At 71.9% G+C, this 18,221-nt stretch carries 17 protein-coding genes; 2 read left to right on the top strand and 15 right to left on the bottom strand.

Annotation, left to right across the window (positions count from 1 at the left end):
* Positions 1 to 9: 9 nt before the first annotated feature.
* Entirely contained in the window at positions 10 to 945 is a 936-nt protein-coding gene (locus VQH23_RS05255; protein WP_338664572.1) for a ring-cleaving dioxygenase, read from the bottom strand.
* Between the two features lie 189 nt (positions 946 to 1,134).
* On the opposite strand from VQH23_RS05255, the gene VQH23_RS05260 reads away from it, so the two are divergent.
* Complete coding sequence (locus tag VQH23_RS05260) at positions 1,135 to 2,055, top strand: LysR family transcriptional regulator (RefSeq protein ID WP_338664573.1); 921 nt, start codon at positions 1,135 to 1,137, stop codon at positions 2,053 to 2,055.
* On the opposite strand, the gene VQH23_RS05265 is transcribed toward VQH23_RS05260, so the two are convergent.
* From VQH23_RS05265 to VQH23_RS05315, 11 genes are all read right to left on the bottom strand, one after another.
* The gene (locus VQH23_RS05265) at positions 2,033 to 3,622 is read right to left on the bottom strand and encodes an MFS transporter (RefSeq protein ID WP_338664574.1); all 1,590 of its coding nucleotides are present in this window, start codon (positions 3,620 to 3,622) and stop codon (positions 2,033 to 2,035) included. The genes VQH23_RS05260 and VQH23_RS05265 overlap by 23 nt on opposite strands.
* Entirely contained in the window at positions 3,619 to 4,011 is a 393-nt protein-coding gene (locus tag VQH23_RS05270) for a DoxX family protein (RefSeq protein WP_338664575.1), read from the bottom strand. Before VQH23_RS05270 ends, VQH23_RS05265 begins: the two co-directional genes overlap by 4 nt.
* A 2-nt stretch (positions 4,012 to 4,013) precedes the next feature.
* A complete protein-coding gene (locus VQH23_RS05275) occupies positions 4,014 to 5,972 on the bottom strand; it encodes an amidohydrolase (protein ID WP_338664576.1) in 1,959 nt (652 codons plus the stop codon).
* A gap of 186 nt (positions 5,973 to 6,158) precedes the next feature.
* Positions 6,159 to 6,812, bottom strand: a complete 654-nt coding sequence (locus tag VQH23_RS05280; protein WP_338664577.1) for a hydrolase — start codon at positions 6,810 to 6,812, stop codon at positions 6,159 to 6,161.
* A 217-nt stretch (positions 6,813 to 7,029) separates the two neighbouring features.
* Entirely contained in the window at positions 7,030 to 8,490 is a 1,461-nt protein-coding gene (locus VQH23_RS05285) for an amidohydrolase family protein (RefSeq protein WP_338664578.1), read from the bottom strand.
* 84 nt (positions 8,491 to 8,574) lie between these two features.
* Entirely contained in the window at positions 8,575 to 9,549 is a 975-nt protein-coding gene (locus tag VQH23_RS05290; RefSeq protein WP_338664579.1) for a tripartite tricarboxylate transporter substrate-binding protein, read from the bottom strand.
* Positions 9,550 to 9,582: 33 nt separating this feature from the next.
* The gene (locus VQH23_RS05295; protein WP_338664580.1) at positions 9,583 to 9,945 is read right to left on the bottom strand and encodes a cupin domain-containing protein; all 363 of its coding nucleotides are present in this window, start codon (positions 9,943 to 9,945) and stop codon (positions 9,583 to 9,585) included.
* Positions 9,942 to 10,952 (bottom strand): zinc-binding alcohol dehydrogenase family protein, encoded by a 1,011-nt coding sequence (locus tag VQH23_RS05300; protein ID WP_338664581.1) that lies wholly within the window; start codon positions 10,950 to 10,952, stop codon positions 9,942 to 9,944. The genes VQH23_RS05295 and VQH23_RS05300 overlap by 4 nt, the downstream gene beginning before the upstream one ends.
* An 11-nt stretch (positions 10,953 to 10,963) precedes the next feature.
* The gene (locus VQH23_RS05305; RefSeq protein WP_338666059.1) at positions 10,964 to 11,839 is read right to left on the bottom strand and encodes a 3-keto-5-aminohexanoate cleavage protein; all 876 of its coding nucleotides are present in this window, start codon (positions 11,837 to 11,839) and stop codon (positions 10,964 to 10,966) included.
* A 5-nt stretch (positions 11,840 to 11,844) separates the two neighbouring features.
* Positions 11,845 to 12,585 carry an SDR family oxidoreductase gene (locus tag VQH23_RS05310; protein ID WP_338664582.1) on the bottom strand — a complete coding sequence of 247 codons (741 nt, stop codon included), beginning with the start codon at positions 12,583 to 12,585 and terminating at the stop codon, positions 11,845 to 11,847.
* A complete protein-coding gene (locus VQH23_RS05315) occupies positions 12,582 to 13,466 on the bottom strand; it encodes a dioxygenase (protein ID WP_338664583.1) in 885 nt (294 codons plus the stop codon). Before VQH23_RS05315 ends, VQH23_RS05310 begins: the two co-directional genes overlap by 4 nt.
* 77 nt (positions 13,467 to 13,543) lie before the next feature.
* Between VQH23_RS05315 and VQH23_RS05320 the strand changes: the two genes are divergently transcribed.
* A complete protein-coding gene (locus tag VQH23_RS05320) occupies positions 13,544 to 14,638 on the top strand; it encodes a LacI family DNA-binding transcriptional regulator (RefSeq protein WP_338664584.1) in 1,095 nt (364 codons plus the stop codon).
* A 271-nt stretch (positions 14,639 to 14,909) separates the two neighbouring features.
* Here the strand turns inward: VQH23_RS05320 and VQH23_RS05325 are convergent, their stop codons facing one another.
* The 3 genes from VQH23_RS05325 to VQH23_RS05335 all read right to left on the bottom strand — a co-directional run bounded on the left by VQH23_RS05325 (position 14,910) and on the right by VQH23_RS05335 (position 18,175).
* Positions 14,910 to 16,106 (bottom strand): amidohydrolase family protein, encoded by a 1,197-nt coding sequence (locus VQH23_RS05325; RefSeq protein WP_338664585.1) that lies wholly within the window; start codon positions 16,104 to 16,106, stop codon positions 14,910 to 14,912.
* Positions 16,107 to 16,278: 172 nt separating this feature from the next.
* Positions 16,279 to 16,740, bottom strand: a complete 462-nt coding sequence (locus tag VQH23_RS05330; RefSeq protein ID WP_338664586.1) for a MarR family transcriptional regulator — start codon at positions 16,738 to 16,740, stop codon at positions 16,279 to 16,281.
* 94 nt (positions 16,741 to 16,834) lie between these two features.
* Positions 16,835 to 18,175, bottom strand: a complete 1,341-nt coding sequence (locus tag VQH23_RS05335) for a Rieske 2Fe-2S domain-containing protein (protein WP_338664587.1) — start codon at positions 18,173 to 18,175, stop codon at positions 16,835 to 16,837.
* Positions 18,176 to 18,221 lie beyond the last annotated feature (46 nt).

Here is an 18,221-nt window from a genome sequence, read left to right on the forward strand (position 1 = left end):
AGGGGGATGTCAGGCGAGGACGGGGAGCGCCGCCTCGATCGCGGCGCGGTGGCCCTCGAGGAACCTCGGCAGCTTCAGCGCGGCGCCGAGGCTCTCGGCCGGCTCGTCCACGGCAAAGCCGGGGATGTCGGTCGCGATCTCGAACAGCACGCCGCCGGGCTCGCGGAAGTAGACGGAGCGGAAGTAGTCGCGGTCCTTCTGCTCCGTGGTGTGCAGGCCGTGGTTCTCCGCCAGCCGGCGCACCATCGCCATCTCCGCCGCGTCGTCCGCGGCCCGGAAGGCGAGGTGGTGGACGGAGCCGCGCCCCAGCCGCGCCGGCAGGAAGCCGCCGACCGCCTGCAGGTCCACGACGCCGCCGATCGCCGTGCCCTCCACGGCGTAGCGGGTGGTGTTCCCCTCCTTCGCCACCTCGCGGAAGCCGAACACGTCCGTCAGGATCGCGCCCGTCCGCTCCGTGCGGTCCAGCATGAGGGAGACGCCGTGGAAGCCGCGGATGGCGTGCTCCACCGGCACCTCGCCCCCATGGGCGGAACTGTCCCATGCGGGCTCGGCCTCGATGCCGGGGATGCCGACGAGGGCCAGGCGCAGCCCGTCCGGATCGCGGAAGGTCAGCACCGTCCCGCCGAACCGGTTCGCGCGCTCCAGCCCGTGGCTCACCAGCCGCTGCGTCCAGTAGCCGATCGAGGCCTGCGGGACGCGGAACGCCGTCTCCTGCAGCTCGCCCGCGCCGGCGCGGCCGGGGGCGGCGTTCTCCCAGGGGAAGAAGGTGAGGATGGTGCCGGGGCTACCCGCCGCGTCGCCGTAGTAGAAGTGGTAGGCGCCGGGATCGTCGAAGTTCACGGTCTTCTTCACCAGCCGCAGCCCGAGGGTGCGGGTGTAGAAGTCCAGGTTCCGCTGTGCCTGCCCGGCGATGGCGGTGACATGGTGGATGCCGTTGGTGGCCATGGTGGCTGCTCCTCTCGGGTGGAGCCCTCGCGGCTCCGCTGCCCCCAGAATTGTGCCGGACAGGGGCGGGTGGCCAGGGGTGCGAGATTGCGCCCGCGCAATCCCGAAACTGCGTTCAGGGCTATAGATTGGCGCTGGGATGGTGTGCCATCGGTGCCGAGCGCAGGAGTCGCTCAGGGAGGCTTCGTCTTGAAGGATTCGGGTCGAACTTACGCCTGGGATGACTTTCGCCTCATCAATGCCGTCGCCACCACCCGCAACCTGCCGGCCGCCGCCGAGCGGCTTGGAATGGACCACTCCACCGTCTTCCGCCGCCTCAAGGCCATTGAGGCCTCGCTGGGCCAGCCGCTCTTCGAGCGTCACCGCTCCGGCTACACGCTGACCTCGGCCGGGGAGGAGATGGCGGCGCTGGCGGCCCGGGTGGACGCTGACATCACGGCCGTCACGCGTCGCCTCGCTGGCCAGGACGTCGCACCCTCCGGGGAGGTGCGGATCGCCACCAGCGACAGTCTCCTGTCGGACCTGCTGATGCCGCTGCTCGCGGCCTTCCAGGCGGCGCATCCAGCGATCCGGCTGGACGTGGTCACGGGCAACGCGGCGCTGAACCTGTCGCGCCGCGACGCGGACGTGGCGGTGCGCGCCACCGATCACCCACCCGATACGCTTGTGGGTCGCCGGGCCGCGCGCATCGCCTGGGCCCTCTACGGCACCACCGGGCAGAAGCACCCGGCGGACCCTGCCGAGGCGGCCCGCTGGGTGTGCCTGGGCGACAATCTCTCGGGGCTGCGGGTCATCCGCTACGCCCAGGCGATGGTGGCGCCCGAGCGGCTTGCGGCCCGTTTCGACACGGTGGGCGGCCTTGCCGCCGCGGTGCGGGCAGGGCTCGGCGTGGGGCACCTGCCCTGCTTCGTTGGCGACGCTTCGCCGGACCTCGTCCGTCTCCTGCCGCCGGACCCGGCCTACGCGACGGATCTCTGGCTGCTGACTCACCCGGACCTCCGCCATGTGCCCCGCATTCGCACGCTGCTGGACTTCCTGGCCGAAGCCGTCGCCGCCAAGCGCCCCCTGATCGAGGGCGCAGAGCCCATCATGCCCCCCGCCCCAGGGTGAGGAGGTGCCGCACCACCGGCTCCTCCGGCCCGACATGGTACCGCCGGGCCTCCGCCTGGATGTCGGCATCGGCCTGGGAAACACGCCCGTGCTGGCGCAGATGCTCGGCCCAGGACTCCACCGTGAACCATTCCACCAGCCTGTCCGGCTCCGCCGCATCCTCGGTAATGCCCCATCCATAAGCCCCGTCGCGCCGCCTCTCCTCCGAGAGGCGGTGCATGGCGCGCAGGAAGGCGGCACGGTCCGGCTCCCCCACCCGATACTCGATGAGGATCAGCACCGGTCCCCGGTCGTGCGGTACCGGAGCGGCGGTCAGCGGCTCGGGCCAGTGGCTGGAGGGCATGAGGTCCGCCTCGCCGGTGGGCAGCGGGACGCGATTCATCAGCATCCCGGCGGCCGCCAGCCCGGCCCCGGCCACCAGCAGGCCGCCTGACACGCCGATGGCCTCCGCCACGAGGCCCCAGCCGAGGCTGCCGAGCGCCATCGCGCCGTTGAACACGGTGAGATAGACGGCCAGCGCGCGCCCGCGCACCCAGTTCGGCAGGATCGACTGCGCCGTGCCGTTGAGCGTGGTCAGCGCCACGATCCAGGCCGCGCCGAGCAGCAGCAGGAGCGGCAGGGCCAGCACCCCGGGCGGGGCCAGGGCGAGGGCCGCCGTCACCGCCGCCGCGGCGAGGCTGGCGGCCAGGATCAGCCCGTCCGCATCCAGCACCGCCCGCAGGCGCGGCAGCACCAGTGCCCCGGCGATGGCGCCCAGCCCCACGGCGCCGAGCAGGATGCCGTAGAATCCCGCATCGCCGTTCAGCAGGTTCCGCGCAATGAGTGGCAGCAGGGCCCAGACCGCGCTGGCGAAGGCGAAGAACACCGCCGCGCGCAGGAGCACCACGTGCAGGTCCCGGCTGGCCCGGGCGTAGCGGATGCCGGCGCGGAAGGCGCCGCCGAAGCCCTCCGACAGGTCATCCCCCGCGCGTTCCGGCCGCTTCCACCACAGCAGGGCGAGAATGACGAAGGCGTAGCTGGCCACGTCCGCCCCGTAGGTGGCGGCAGCGCCGGCCGAGGCCAGGAGGAGCCCCCCCACCGCCGGCCCGACGGCGCGGGCGATGTTGATGCCGAGCGAATTGAGCGCGACCGCGGGCTTCAGCTCCTTCGCCGGCACCAGTTCCGGCACGATGGCCTGCCAGGCAGGCCCCATCAGCGCCGCACCGATGCCGCCGACGAAGGTCAGTGCGACGAGGGCCGTCACCGTCATCAACCCGAGCCAGGACAGCACGGCGAGCGCGAGGCTGACGGAGGCGAGGAGAAGCTGCACCGCGATCAGGAAGCGGCGGCGGTCCAGGATATCGGTCAGCACCCCGGCGGGGATGGCCAGCAGGAAGATCGGCAGCGTGCCCGCGGCCTGGATGAGCGAGACGGCGGCAGGGCCGGAGGCAAGGTCCGTCACCAGCCAGGAGCTGGCGACGTCGCGCATGAAGGTGCCCGTGTTGCCGAGTACCGTCGCGGCCCAGATCACCGCGAAGGTGGAATGGCGGAGCGGCGCGAAGGCGCCCGTCGCGGCGGCGGCGCTCACGCCGCCCGCTCCCGGAGCGCCCTGTCCCAGAGTGTGACCAGCAGGAAGGCGCCGGCCAGGCCGAGGTGTTCATAGAAGGAATTGGCCATCATGAAGCGTTCCCGGCCCGGGGACAGTTCCCAGTAGCGGTTGGCGATGGCGGTGGCCGCGAGGGTGAAGCCCATCAGCGCCAGCGCGCCGATCCAGCGCCCGCGTCCGGTCAGGATCATGGCGCTGGCGACCAGTTCCAGGGCGATGGTGGCCGCTGCCGTGGCGGTGGGCAGGGGCAGGCCGAAGTGCACGGCCTCCGCCACGGCGCCGGGGAAGTCGAGCAGCTTGTTCAGCCCGCCCTGGATGTAGGCGGCGCAGAGGCCGAGGAGGCCGACGAAGGTCAGAACGGGGCGCAGCATCCTCAGAAGGCCCAGCAGGAGCAGCCCAGCGCGCCCCAGAAGCCCTGGTCATTCCCGGCCGGGACGTTGGCGGCCCAGGCGCGGGCATGGTCGTGGCCGTGCAGGCCGCAGGCGGCGTCGCAGCAGCCGGCCACGGCGCGGGCGAAGGCGCCGGCGGCGCCGGGCTTCTCGGCGCGCCGGTTCTGGTAGCCGCCGAAGCGCCGCACGGGCGACCAGTCCGGCATGGCCGGCGGCAAGGGTGGCGCGAGGGAGGCGTAATCCCCCGCGCCGTGCACCACCTTGCCGCCGACGACCGTCAGGAGGGAGGTGATGTCGCCGATCTCGTCTCCCGGCACCTCGAAGTAGTCACGGTCCAGCACCGCGAGGTCGGCGAGCTGGCCCACCACGATGCGGCCCTTCTTCCCTTCCTCGTTGGAGAACCAAGTGACGTTCTCGGTCAGCATCCGCAGCGCCGTATCGCGGTCCAGCGTGTTGCGTTCGGGCGTGATGCGCAGGCCGCCGACCGTCCTGCCGGTGACCAGCCAGGAGAGCGCCACCCACGGGTTGTAGGAGGCGACGCGGGTGGCGTCCGTCCCGGCCGAAACCTTCACGCCCATCTCCAGCATCCTGGCCACCGGCGGCGTGGCCTCGGCAGCGCGGGCGCCGTAGCGCTCCACGAAGTACTCGCCCTGGTAGGCCATGCGGTGCTGCACGGCGACCCCGCCGCCGAGGCGCGCGATGCGCTCAAGGCTCCGCTCGCTCACCGTCTCGGCGTGGTCGAAGATCCAGTGCAGGTCGCCGATCGGCATCTCGGCGTTCACCTTCTCGAACACGTCGAGCGCGCGGGAGATGGTCTGGTCGTAGGTGGCGTGCAGCCGCCAGGGCCAGCGGTTCTGCACGAGGATGCGGACGACCGCTTCCAGCTCCGGCTCCATCTCTGGCGGCATCTCCGGCCGCTCCACCCGGAAGTCCTCGAAATCGGCCGCCGAGAAGACCAGCATCTCGCCGGCGCCGTTGAGGCGGAAGTAGTCGTCACCCTGCTGGTACCTGGCGGTCTGCGTCCAGCGCAGGAAGTCCTCCTTCTCCGCCTTCGGCTTCTGCGTAAAGAGGTTGTATGCGATGCGGACCGTCAGCTCGCCGTCCTCGGCCAGCTTCTGGACCACCTTGTAGTCGTCCGGGTAGTTCTGGTAGCCGCCGCCCGCGTCGATGGCACCTGTCACGCCGAGGCGGTTGAGGTCGCGCAGGAAGTGGCGGGTGGAGTTGAGCTGGTAGTCGAAGGGCAGCGTGGGGCCCTTGGCGAGGGTGGCATAGAGCACCGTGGCGTTGGGCTTGGCCAGCAGCAGGCCCGTCGGCGTGCCGTCCGGGCCGCGCTGGATCTCGCCCCCCGGCGGGTTCGGCGTGTCCTTCGTGTAGCCCGCCACCCGCAGGGCGGCGGCGTTGAGCAGCGCGCGGTCGTAGAGGTGGAGGAGGAAGACCGGCGTGTCGGGCGCCACGGCGTTGATCTCGTCGAGCGTCGGCAGGCGCTTCTCGGCGAACTGGTGCTCGGTGAAGCCGCCGACCACGCGCACCCATTGCGGCGGCGGGGTGATCGCCACCTGGGCCTTCAGCATCTCCATCGCCGTGGCGAGCGAGCGCACCCCGTCCCAGCGCAGCTCCATGTTGAAGTTCAGCCCGCCGCGGATGACGTGCAGGTGATTGTCGATCAGCCCGGGGATGAGGCGCCGGCCCCGGAGGTCGATCACCCGCGTGCCCGGCCCGGCGGTGGGCAGGATCTCCCGCGCCTCGCCCACCACGGAGAAGCGGCCGGCCGTGACCGCCACGGCCTGCGGCGAAGGCTCGCCACGGTCCAGCGTGGTGATGCGGCCGTTGTGCAGGATCAGCTCGGGCGCGGCAGGTTGGGCCATGGCGGGCTTCCGGATGGCGTTGGACAGGGCAAGGGCCGCGAGGCCCCCGGTGACGGTGCGGCGACCGGGCGCGCTCATGCAACGTTCTCCGGGCGGCGGGCGCCGTCTCCACGTCCGGGCAGCGGGCCGGAAAGGCGCGCCCCGCATTCGCGGCCGGGCAGCGCCAGGGGAGATGGAAGACAGATTCTCATCGCCGTCCTCTTTGCCTTCTGGAGGGGGCGGCGCGCCGGGACGCGGAGGTGAGTTCCCGGCGCGCCGCGATGCTCAGCCCTCGTGGGCGCCGAACATGCTCTTGGCGTAGTTGATGCCGATGCCGTAAGCCCCGCCCAGCCTCCTCGCGATGCCGGTGGTCAGCTCGTAGGTCTCGCCCCGCGCCCAATCGCGCTGCAGCTCCAGCAGGTACTGCAGCGCCGTCATCGGCTGCGCGCCGGCCTGGATCATGCGCTGCACGGCGCACTCGTGCGCTTCGGCCGAGACGTCGCCACAGGCATCCGCGACGAACAGCACTTCAAAGCCCTGGTCCAGCGCCGAGAGCACCGGGCCGACGATGCAGACGGAGGTCCAGAGGCCCGCAAAGGCGATGCGCGGCTTGCCGATGCGGTTGACCTCCTCGATCACCGCCGCGTCCTCCCAGGTGTTCATGGAGGTTCGGTCGAGCAGTGCCTGGCCCGGGAAGGGAGCGGTCACCTCCTCGAACATCGGGCCGGAGAAGGACTTCTCGGCCACGGTGGTGAGAATGGTGGGAACCTTGAACCCGGCGGCCGCCGCGGCAACGAGTCCAGCGTTGTTGCGGAGCTGCACGGGATCGATCGACTTGGTCGCGAACGCCATCTGCGACTGGAAATCGATCAGGATCAGGGCGTGGTCGGCGGGGCTGATCAGCCTCTTGCCCGGCGTTGGCGTCGCGGTCGGCATCATGGGGCGTCCTCAGGCTTCTGCGATGATCTCGGCGGAAGCATCGCGACCGTCGGGCCACGAGACCAGGGCGCAGGTCGCAAGCTCGGCTTTGCGCCCGTGCAATGGGCCGAGCCCAACCCCTGGCGAAGGGCACGTCGCGCGGCAGGGCACCCGAAGCGGGGCGCGAGAGAAGCCGGAGATGATCGCCGGATCCGAGAAGGTGCGCCCCGAGGAGGAATCAAGTCGCGCTTCGCGCCTCCAGCGCCGCGGCCCGGCGCCGGATTTCCTCCGCGGCGCGGGCTGCGTCCGGGTGCAGCAGCCTGCCGTCGCGCTTCAGCACGCGGCCATCCACCATCACGGTCTCCACCGCCGCGGAGCCGCCCTGGTTCAGCACGGCCGCGATCGGATCGTGCACCGGACTGGTGGCGAGCGTGTCCGCCCGCAGCAGCACAATATCCGCCCGCTTGCCGGGCGTGAGGCTGCCGGTGACATCGCCCAGCCCCGCCGCTTGAGCGCCGCCCAGCGTCGCCCAGCGCAGGGCCTGGCGCGTGGTGAAGGCGACCTGGGGCAACAGCGCGCCGGCCTGCCGCGCCTCCGCGTTCGCCAGGCCACGCGCGGCGGCGAGGGCGATGCGCGCCTGCACCAGCACGTCCCCGCCCACGCCGGCCGAGATGTCGCTGCCCAGGGCCGCGATGCCGCCCGCGCGCTGCATCCGCGCGGCGCAGGGGAAGCCGTGGCCCATCTGCATCTCCACTTCCGGCGTGGACACGGTGCTGCCGCCGGCATCCGCGACCATCCTGTACTCGTCCTCGTCCAGGTCGTTGGCGTGGGCCAGGGAGACCTTCCGCGTGAGCAGGCCGCGCTCCCGCATCATCGCGATGCCCCTGCGGGTGCGGCCGGCATAGACGGGGGCGCCGGCGTGGAACTGGACGAGCAGATCGAAGTCCCGGGCGAGGCGGATGTCGCCCGCCACCTCCTCCATGGTGGAGAAGTCCGGCCCGCGGATGGCAAGCGCGAGCCGCACGCGGCCGGGCGATGCCATGCGCCCGGCGCGCAGGCGGCGCATGTCCTCCGCCACCGCTTCCGGGCTGTTGGCGCTGCGCACGCTGCCCGCGCCCGATCCCGCCAGCCCGTAAGCAAAGACGGCGCGGATGCCGGAGGTTTCGAAGGCGTCCAGCGCGGCGTCCGCGTGGTCCGGGCTCGTCGTCTCGCGGCTCCAGTCCAGGACGGTCGTGACGCCGGCATCGAGGAGCTCCAGGGAGCCGCCGTAATCCGCCGCGCGCAGGTCGTCCGGCGAGAGCCGGGAGGAGAGCTTCGCGACGACGGTGGCGAAGTACTGCGCCAGCGTCTGGTCCGCCGACATGCCGCGCTGCAGGGACTGGCCGAGATGGATGTGCGCGTTCACCAGCCCGGGGATGGCGATGCGGCCCGCCGCGTCCATCACCTGCGCGCCTTCCGGTGCGGCCAGGGCGGCGCCGACGGCGGCGATGGCGCCGTTCCGCACCAGGATGTCGCCGCCCGCGAGGTCCGGCACGGCCGGATCCATCGTGACGATGGTGGCGCCGCGGATCAGGATCGGGCGGGCCGGATCGTAGGTATCGGGCACCCGCGCCGTCTCGGGCGAAGTCTGGGCCGCGGCTGGCAGGGGCGCGACGGAGAGCGGCAGCCCGGCCAGCAGGGCGCGGCGGGATGGGCGCATGAAGGGCGTCCTCGCACCCCCTTGTTGAAGGCCGGTGCCGGGCGGAGGGCTTCGCCGCGGCGCCGTTTTCCGTGTCCGCCCAGGTCAGTCCGCGTACTCGCCGGCGGCGGAGAGGATGGGGCGCCAGCGCGCGATCTCCGCCTCCAGGAAGGCGCGATGCGCCTCCGGCGTGGCCCGCTCCGGCGGCTCGGCCGTGGTGGCGAGGTCGTTGAAGCGGTTGAGAACGGCCTGATCGGCCAGCGCTGCGCGCAAGGATTGCGCCAGGCGGTCGATCACCGGTCGCGGCGTGCCGTGCGGGGCGTAGAAGCCGTGCCAGATCGTGACCTGCAGCTGCGGCAGCCCGCCCTCCGTCGTGGTCGGCACGTCCGGCAGGGCGGTGAGGCGCTGCGGGGTGGTGACCGCGAAGGCCCTGACCCTGTTGTCGCGGATGTAGGGCACGGCATTGGTGGTCTGGTCGCAGGTGATGTCGATGCGGCCGGCCATCATCTCCGTCATCACGGGCGCCGTGCCGCGGAAGGCGACGGGTGTCATCGGCGTCTGCAGGATGGAGCGGAGGAGCGTGCCGCAGAGCTGGCTGGCGGAGCCCAGGCCGGCATGGGCGATGTTCACCTCGGCGCCCGGGCGGCGCAGCCAGGCCAGCAGCTCCGGCAGGTTCCTCGCCGGCAGCTCGGTGCGGCCGATCAGAACCATCGGCACGGGCGTGATCAGCCCGACCGCGTCCAGCTGCGTCAGCGGGTCGTAGGGCGGGCGGCGGTAGAGGGTGGGCGCGGTGGCGACGCCGACATTGCCGAGCAGCAGGGTGTAGCCATCCGGCCGGGCCTGCACGACGCGCTGGGCGCCGAGCGTGCCGCCGGCGCCCGTCACGTTCTCCGCCACCACGGAGACGCCGAGGTCGCGCGACATGGCCTCCGCCAGCTGGCGTGCCACCACGTCCGTCGGGCCGCCGGCCGCGAAGGGCACGATGATGGTGATGCTCCTGTCGGGGAACCGGGCCTGCTGCGCGAGGGCGGGGAAGGCCGCCATCAGGGCGCCCGCCAGCAGGATGAACGCTCTTATCATTCTTTTTTCCTCCCTTGTGCGCGCGGCCGGGTGTCAGCCCGGCGCGGCAGGCTTCAACGGCATGGCGAGCAGGACGGCGGCGGGGCGGTTCGTGCGGTTCTCCAGCTTCCGCCCCTCGCCCGGGGCGATGCGGCAGGAATCCAGACGGCCCAGGGTCACCTCCTCCTGCCGGCCATCGGCCTCCGCGATGATCGTCAGCTCGCCCTCGACCACGACGTAGTGCTTCTCGATGGGCGAGGCGTCGAGCGCCGTGTGGCTGCCCGGCAGGAGCCAGGAGAGGCCCATCCAGAGCGTGTCCGAAGGCCCGGCCTCCCGGCCCTGCAGGCGGAACATGCGCATGTCGAAGTGGCCGGGCGCCTCGTAGGGCCGCGCCTCGTCGAGGCGGGTGACATTCACGGCGCCATCTCCAGCAGCACGCGCTGCGGGGCGCCACCGAGCACGATGCGGTAGGCCTCCTCGGCCCGGGCGAGCGGAAAGACGTAGTTCTCCTCGATCTCGTAGGGCGTGATCGCGCCGGATTCGAAGCCGGGGCGGAGGGAGTTCAGGACCGCGCCCGTCTCCGCCGCGCTCAATGCCAGCGTATCCACACCGACATAGCGGTGGCGGGCGCGGTAGAAGGCGAGGATGTCGAAGGGCACAGCGCGGTCCAGCGTGGCGATGAAGATCTGCGTCCCGCCGTGGCCAAGGGCCGCGTTGCCGGCGGCGAACCAGGGCGAGCCGACGCAATTGAAGACGAGGTCCGCGCCGTGCCCGCCCGTGGCCGCGAGCACGGCCTCCGCCACCTCGCCCAAGCTGCTGTCGAAGACCGCATCGGCGCCACGGACGGCGGCGGCCGCCTCGGGGCGGCGGATTCCGGCCAGCACGCGGGCTCCGGCGGCCTTCGCGATGACGCAGGCCGCCTGCCCGACGCGGCCGTTGGCGCCGAGCACAAGCACGGTCTGCCCCGCCCGGACCCCGCCCGCCTCGCGCCAGCCCACCTCCGCGGTGACGAAGGGCACACCGACCGCGGCAGCCTCCCGCATCGAGAGGTTGGCGGGCTTGCGGAACACGGCCTCCGGCGGCAGGGCGAGGTAGCGGGCGTGGCTGCCGTCGCGCGTGATGCCGACATCGCCGCCGGAGCCCCAGACCTGGGCGCCGAGGAGTTCGGCCGGGCCTTCCACCACGGTGCCGGCGAAGTCGCGGCCGGGGGTGCGGGGGTAGACGGCCTTGGGCATGGCGCCGAGCACCGCCTTCACGTCCGATGGGTTCACGCCGGCGGCGGCCACCTCCACGAGGCACCAGCCCTGCGGCCGTTCCGGCCGGCACTCCTCCAGTCGCAGACCCAGGGAGTGCGGGCCGGCGCCCTTGGCGGCGACGCGCAGCGCCGGGTTCTTGCCCGTCTCCGGCTGGAAGGCGGCGGACATGGCGGGACCTTTCAGGACAGGCCGATGATCGCGCGCGCCCGGGCGGGGCTGGCGATCCTCGGGCCGAGGTGCTCGACGATGCGGCGGGCCTTGGCGACCATCGCCGCGTTGGAAGGGGCGAGGACGCCGCGCTCGATCATCACCGCGTCCTCCAGCCCCACGCGCGCGTGGCCGCCGGCGAGGACGGACTGGGCGACCATGGGGAAGGAGGAGCGGCCGGTGCCGATGACCGTGAACTCCGCATCGGCCGGGATCAGGCCGCGGGCGTAGAGCACCGTCTCCGGCGAGGGCGGGAAGCCGTACTTCACGCCCAGCACGAAGGAGCAGAGCACGGGCGTGCCGAGCGAGCCGTCGGCCAGCATGTCGCGCATCAAGCCGCAGTCGCCGGAATCAAAGAGCTCGATCTCCGGCACCGCGCCGGCCTCGCGGATGGCCTTGGCCATCAGCCGCGCGTTCCTCGGCGTGTTGATCACCACCTGGGCGCCCGAGTTCATGGTGTTCAGGTCCAGCGTGGCGATGTCCGGGCGCAGCGCGGTGATGTGCGCGGTGCGGATGGCAGGCGTCGTCAGGGTGGTGCCGGGACCCGCGACCTTGGGATCCTCCTCCCCCACCACGAAGCGGCCGCCGGGGCCGGTGGTGAGGTTAATGATGAGGTCGGGGTTCTTCGCGCGGATGCGCTCCACCACGTCGCGGTAGTACTCCAGCTCCATGCTTGGCTTGCCCGTCGCGGGGTCGCGCACGTGCAGGTGGGCGATGGCCGCACCCTCCTCGGCCGCGGCCAGGGCGGCGTCCGCGATCTCCTCCGGCGTCACCGGCAGCTTCGGGTGCTGCTCCAGCGTCGTCAGGTTGCCCGTCACGGCGCAGGTGAGGATCACCTCGTCACGCATGGCCCTCACAGCGCACGCCCTCCATCCACGAGAAGTACCGATCCGGTCGAGTAGGTGAGCAGCGTGGCGCAGGCGAGGACGGCTTCCGCCACGTCCTCCGGCAGGGCGACGCGCTTCAGGGGGATGCTGGGCGCGATCTTCGCGTTCTGCTCCGGCCCGCGGCCGGGCACGAAGCCCGTTTCCACCACGCCGGGGGAGACGGACATCACGCGCACCTTCGGCGCCAGCGCGCGGGCGAGCGACTTCGTCATGCTGTCCGTCGCTGCCTTGAGCGCGGCGTAGGCGAGGTTGGAGCCGGAGCCGTTCAGCCCGCCGATGGAGGAGATATTCACCACCAGCCCCTCGGACGCCTCCAGCAGCGGCCGGAAGGCGCGCACGGCGGCGAAGGGACCACGCCAGTTCACGGCCCACATCCGGTCGAGGAACGCGTCGTCCAGCGCGTCCAGGTCGCCGTGCGGCACGGCCCTGGTGAAGCCGGCGCTGTTGACGAGGATGTCGCAGCGGCCTTGCGCCTCCGTCACCTTCGCCGCCAGGGCGTTGAGGGAGGCGCTGTCCTCCACGCTCGCGGGCAGGGCCGCGTGGCCCTCGCCGGGCAGGTCCGCAACCAGTGCGCGCGCCGCCGCCTCGCCCCCGCGATAGGTGACGACCACCGCCGCCCCGGCCCCGGCCAGGCAGCGCGCGGTCGCCGCGCCGATGCCGCCCGATCCTCCGATGATGACGGCGGTGCTTCCACGCAGCTTCTTCATGCGATTGGCGGCACCGGTAGGCGCGCCTCCCCGGGTTCCATGTGGAAGGTGTAGTCCAGGCCCCACCACTCGTCCGCGCCGCCGTCCGGGGCCGGTCCTTCGCCGCGCTTGTAGCCGCCAACCAGCGCGCGGGTGACGCCGAAGACCACGTCGCTCTCCAGGTGCTCGTCGTCGTCCACGAAAACCTGGGTGATGAGCGTCTTGAAGCCGGGCTTGTGGATCAGGAAGTGCAGGTGCGCCGGGCGGAAGGGATGGCGGTTCTGGGCGCGCAGCAGGTCGCCCGTGGGACCGTGAGTGGGCACGGGATAGCCGGCAGGCTTCACCGAGGCGAAGCGGAAGCGGCCCTCGGCATCCGTGGTGAACTGGCCCCGCAGGTTCATGGGGGCCATGTTCGGGTCCTGGTTCTCGTACATGCCCTCCGGCGAGGAGTGCCAGACATCCACCCGCGCGCCCGCCACGGGCTTCCCTCCCGCCAGGACCTGGCAGGAGGCAAAGAGGCGGGGACCGGGGGTGGGCCCGCGGACGATGCTCCCGCCATCCTCCATCCTGGGGGAATTGTCCCGCCAGAACGGTCCGAGGAGCGCGGCCGCCGTCTCCGTCGCGCCGTCATTGCCGTTGTTCAGCAGGCAGACCAGGGTGGAGGCGCCGATGGCGTCGGAGAACAGCACGCCCTCGTTGTGGGTGGGGCTGTTCGCCTGCCCGATACGGCAGAGGTAGTCCACGCCGTACTCCCACTCGCCCTCGGTCGGCCTGACCTCCCGGATGAAGGCGTGAAGGTGGCGGACAAGGGCGGAGGTCACCGTCCTGAGCCGCTCGTCCGACGTCCTCGCCATCGCTTCCAGCACAGCAGGCGTCACCATCGCCTCGCCGTCGATGATCACGGCACGTCTCCTCAAAACACCTCTTGCAATCGATTGTAGGGAGTGTTCTTCGCCCGTTGCAATCGTTATTTTGGGCCATGCTCCCGACACCCCCCCGGCCAGTGGCCCTGCGCGACGTGGCGGCCGAGGCGGGGGTGCATCCCTCCACGGCCTCCCGCGCGCTCAACCCGGCGATGCGATACCTCGTGGCGGATCCTGTCGCCGAACGCGTTCAGGAGGTCGCGGCCCGGCTCGGCTATCGGCCGAACGCAGTGGCCATGTCGCTGCGCACCGGCCGGTCACGCCTGATCGGTGCGCTGGTGCCCGGCATCGCCAACCCCGTCTTCGCGCCTATCCTCGCCGGCGCGGCGGAGGCCCTGTCGGCTGCCGGCTACGCGCTGATGGTCGCCGATCCCGGCGACGACCACGGCCGCGCCGTGGAGTTCGTGGAGCAGCTCGCGGCGCGCGGCGCGGACGGGCTGCTCCTCGCCACGGCCTCCCTGCACGAGGATCCGGCCCTGGCGGCGTGCCGCGCGCGCGACATCCCCGCCGTGCTAGTCAACCGGGGCAGCGAGGGAACGTCATCCGTCGTTTCGGATGATCGGTGCGGGATGGCACTGGCCGTCGCCCATCTTCTCGGCCTGGGGCACCGCCGCATCGCCCACATCGCCGGGCCGGCGCAGCTCTCCACCGGCCTCCTGCGCAGCGAGGGCTTTGAGCGGGCACTCCGGGCGCAAGGCATGACACCGGATCCCGCGCTCCAGGAGACCACCGCCGCCTATACCCGCGAGGAGGGGGATCGGGCGGCAGCCCGGCTGATCGCGCGGCGCCCGGATCTGACGGCGCTGACCTGCGCCAACGACCTGCTCGCGCTCGGCGCCTACGATGCATGCCGCCGCGCCGGGCTGCGCATCCCCAGGGACATCTCGGTCACAGGCCACAATGACATGCCGATGGTGGACCTCATCGAACCCCCGCTGACGACCGTGCGCATTCTGCACGGGGAGATGGGCCGGCAGGCCGCGGGCCTGCTGCTGAACCGCATCGGTCGCGGTGGAGAGGCCAGCACACTGGTCCTCCCGTCGGAGCTGGTCGTGCGCGCCTCCACCGCCGCCCCCCGGGATCCCGATCCGGCGCCGGCGCGTGCGACGAGCGGCACTGGCCGCGGCCGCACGGCATCGCGCGCCCCGTGAGGCGGGCCTCCGCGCCCTAGCCCAGGCAGGGCGGGCGCCTCAGCCCTTCCTCGGGGACCTGCGGCCGGACCTCCAGTCCTCGTCCGCCCGATCCCGGCCATGGGCTCGAGGAGACGGATGCCTGTCCTTTCCGGGCCCTGCCTCCCCGGCCATAGAAGGCGCGGGCAGAGAAGGGGACAGGGACCTGCTCACCCGCACCGCTGTCCGGCGATGGAGGACGAACGCCGGTCGCGCGGCGTGTGGCTGAAACCGCAAAGGCCTCCCCGCCGCCTCAGGGCGTCTTGGAGAGAGCCTCGCCGTTCCTGGCCACGACCAGGCCCCGCTTGACGACCAGGCAGCGCGGCGGATGCGCCGCGACCGCCTCGGCCGGCGTTTCTGCCCCGAGCAGTACGATGTCGGCGTTGCAGCCCGGCTCCAGCCCGTAGTCTCCGAGCCTCAGCACGGAGGCACCCCCATGAGTGCAGACCTGGAGCGCGAGTTCCAGCTCGTCGTCACGACGGAAGTTGTTGCGGAGGCCCACCAGCATGGCCCGCTCCAGCATGTCCGCCGTGCCGTAGGGGTTCCAGCTGTCGCGCACCCCGTCCGACCCGGCACAGACCCGGATGCCCAGGGCTCGCAACCGGGCCACCGCAGGGACGGGGCGGCTGGCCGGGGCCGTGGTGGCCACCGCGACGTCGAGCGCGGCCATCGCCTCCAGCAGCGGGTTCACCAGAGCGGCGTCGGGATCGCCGAGGCAGAAGGCATGGCTCACCGTGACCTGCCCCTGCAGGCCGAGCGCGCGGGTGCGCTCCAGGATCAGTTCCATGCTGAAGGCGCCCATGGAGCCGCCCTCGTGCAGGTGGATGTCCACGGGCCGGCCGAAGCGCTCGGCCAGGCCGAAGACCACGTCGAGATGGCCTTTCGGGTCCCGGTCGATCGCGCAGGGGTCGAGCCCGCCCACGACCTCCGCGCCCATCCGCAGCGCGTCCTCCATCAGCGCTGCGACGCCTGGCCGGGTCAGGATGCCGGATTGCGGGAAGGCGACGATCTCGACATCCATTACGTCGGCATGGTCGGCACGGGTGGCGAGCACGCCCTCAAGCCCGGCGAGCCGCCCCACATCGTCGACATCGACATGGGTCCGGATGTGCGTGGTGCCCATGCGCAGCGCTTGCATCAGGAGCCGCGCGGACTGCCGGGCCGGGTCGATCTGCCCCGTCGCCCGGAGCTGCCGCTCGGCCTCGATCTTGTCGAGAACGGTCGGGCCCGCCCGATGCGGCCGCCAACCCATGCCCCAGAAGGACTTGTCGAGGTGGGTGTGCGCTTCCACGAGGCCCGGGATCATGAGGGCGCCGCCCCCATCCTCCACGGCGATCCCGGGCGCCTCCAGCCCGGAGCCGAGGCCGGCGATACGGCCGGCGCGGATCAGCACGTCCGTCGTCGGGCCGCCCATCGGGCGGACGTTCCGCAGCAGGAGATCGTGAGACATGGGGCCCTCCGTGCAGCTCTGCCGGCCCATGCCGGATCGCGGCCCCGGCCGATGCCGATGGCCGATGCCGATGCCGATGATGGCCCTGACCTATCACGAATTGGCCTGTCAGACCCGGCCTTCGAGGGTTCCGGCCGTGCAGGGCGGAAACGGGGCCATTCCCGCTGCCCGGTCAATCTGCTGACGGGAAGCTCGCCCGCGCCCGGTTCAGCAGCGCCCGGAACATCGCCACCTCCGCTTCCGACATCGCCCGCGTCGCGATCTCGTTCACCGCGTGCGCCTCGGGCAGCAGCGTCTGCCGCAGCGCGCGCCCCTCCTCCGTCAGGAAGATATGCACCTTGCGCCGGTCGGTCCCGGACCGCTGGCGGTGGATCCAGCCCTGCGCCTCGATCCCGCGCAGCGCGATCACGGCGGTCGGCTCCATCATCCCCACGCGCCGCGCCAGGTCGCTCTGGGTGATCCCGTCCTCCTCCCACAGCACACGGAGGAAGTACCAGGCTCCCGGCGCCACGCCGTAGGCCTGCAGCCGCGCCTGCAGGTGCCGCTGGATCGCCCGGTTCAGGTCCCGGACGAGGAAGCCGATGCTCTGCTCGAAGGGAAGGGGGTCGGCGCGGAGCTCGGCACTCGTCGTCATGCGCCGAACTTAGGGCGAGATCGCCCCCGGCGGAATCGCCGGGGGCGTGCATCGCGTGCCACGGGCGGAAATCTCCCGGGCAAGGACCCCTCCGTCAGGCCACCGCTGCCCGGGACATGGCCCGCTCGTCCTCCTCCTCCTCGATCCCGCCGAGGACGGCCGCCTCCTCCTCGGAGGCCCCGAGCACGCGCCAGTTCTCCGTCTTCGGCACCACGCCCTGGTAGGAGCGCAGCTTCGCCATTGGCAGGTGCGGCTCGGCCAGCCCGATCGGCTCCGCCCCTGCCTCGTGGCGCGCCACCGCGTCCAGCATGATGCGGCGGAACTGGATCACCGCGATGTCGCTCGCCCCCAGCCGCTCGCTCGTCCGGTCGGCGATCGGCCCCATGCTCTCCCACATGGCGATGTCCTGGTTGGGGATGCCGGGGATGCCGGTGAAGCTGTCGCCGGACTTCATCCAGTCCCGATCCTGCAGGTAGTCGTTCCAGGCGTGGCGCTTCATCGGGCGGAACTCCGAATCCACGTCCACGCCCACCTCCGCCACGCAGAACCTGCGCCAGGCCTCGGTGCTGATCGCCTCGCGCTCCGGGTGCCAGGCGATGAAGTGGAAGTAGCTGCTGGTGTCGTCCCGCGGCGTGATCACGCTCGCCACGTTGTAGGTGGCGTTGGGCGGGATCAGCGCGATGAAGGGCGCGACGAGGGTGGTGATCCGCACGTAGTCCTGCGTCGCCGCATTCATGATGGGGCGGCGGATTGCGGCGTAGCGCATGCCGTAATTCGTCACCTGCACCTGGATGCGCGGGTTCTTGTCGGTGGAGGGGCGCACCCAGTGCGTGTCCTTCGCCGCCGCCTCGCCGCGCGCCGGCCGCATGTCGGAGGAGTGGAGCGAGGAGGAGTGGGCACTGTCGATCTGCCCCTCCATGATCTGCGCCCAGTTGCAGGGCAGCTCGATCCGCACGATCGCCGCATGGGCTTCCGGCGTCGGCGCCCAGGGCGGCGGCTCGAAGGCGGGCATCAGCGCCGGCTCGCCCATATAGATCCACACGAAGCCGCCAGCCTCCCGCGCCGGATAGGCCTTGTGCTTCACCCGCTCCGCGAAGCCGCTCTCCTTCGGCTCGGAGGGCATGTCGATCACGTTACCCTCCACGTCCATCTTCCAGCCGTGATAGAGGCAGCGCAGCCCGCAATTCTCGTTGCGGCCGAAGGCGAGCGAGGCCTTGCGGTGCGGGCACATCTCCCCCAGCACGCCCACGCGCCCCTCCGTGTCCCGATAGGCCACCAGCTTCTCGCCGAGAATGGTGACGCGCACCGGCTTCCCGTCCGGCTCCGCCACCTGCTCGGAGAGCAGGGCGGGGATCCAGTGGCGGCGCATCAGGCGGCCCATCGGGGCCTCGCCCTCAACGCGGCAGAGGGTCTCGTTCTCCTGGGCGGTGAGCATGAGTAATTCCTCCCGGCGCCCGGCAGGCCATGATCCCGGGCGAAAA

This window comes from Pararoseomonas sp. SCSIO 73927 (assembly GCF_037040815.1).
GTDB lineage: Bacteria > Pseudomonadota > Alphaproteobacteria > Acetobacterales > Acetobacteraceae > Roseomonas.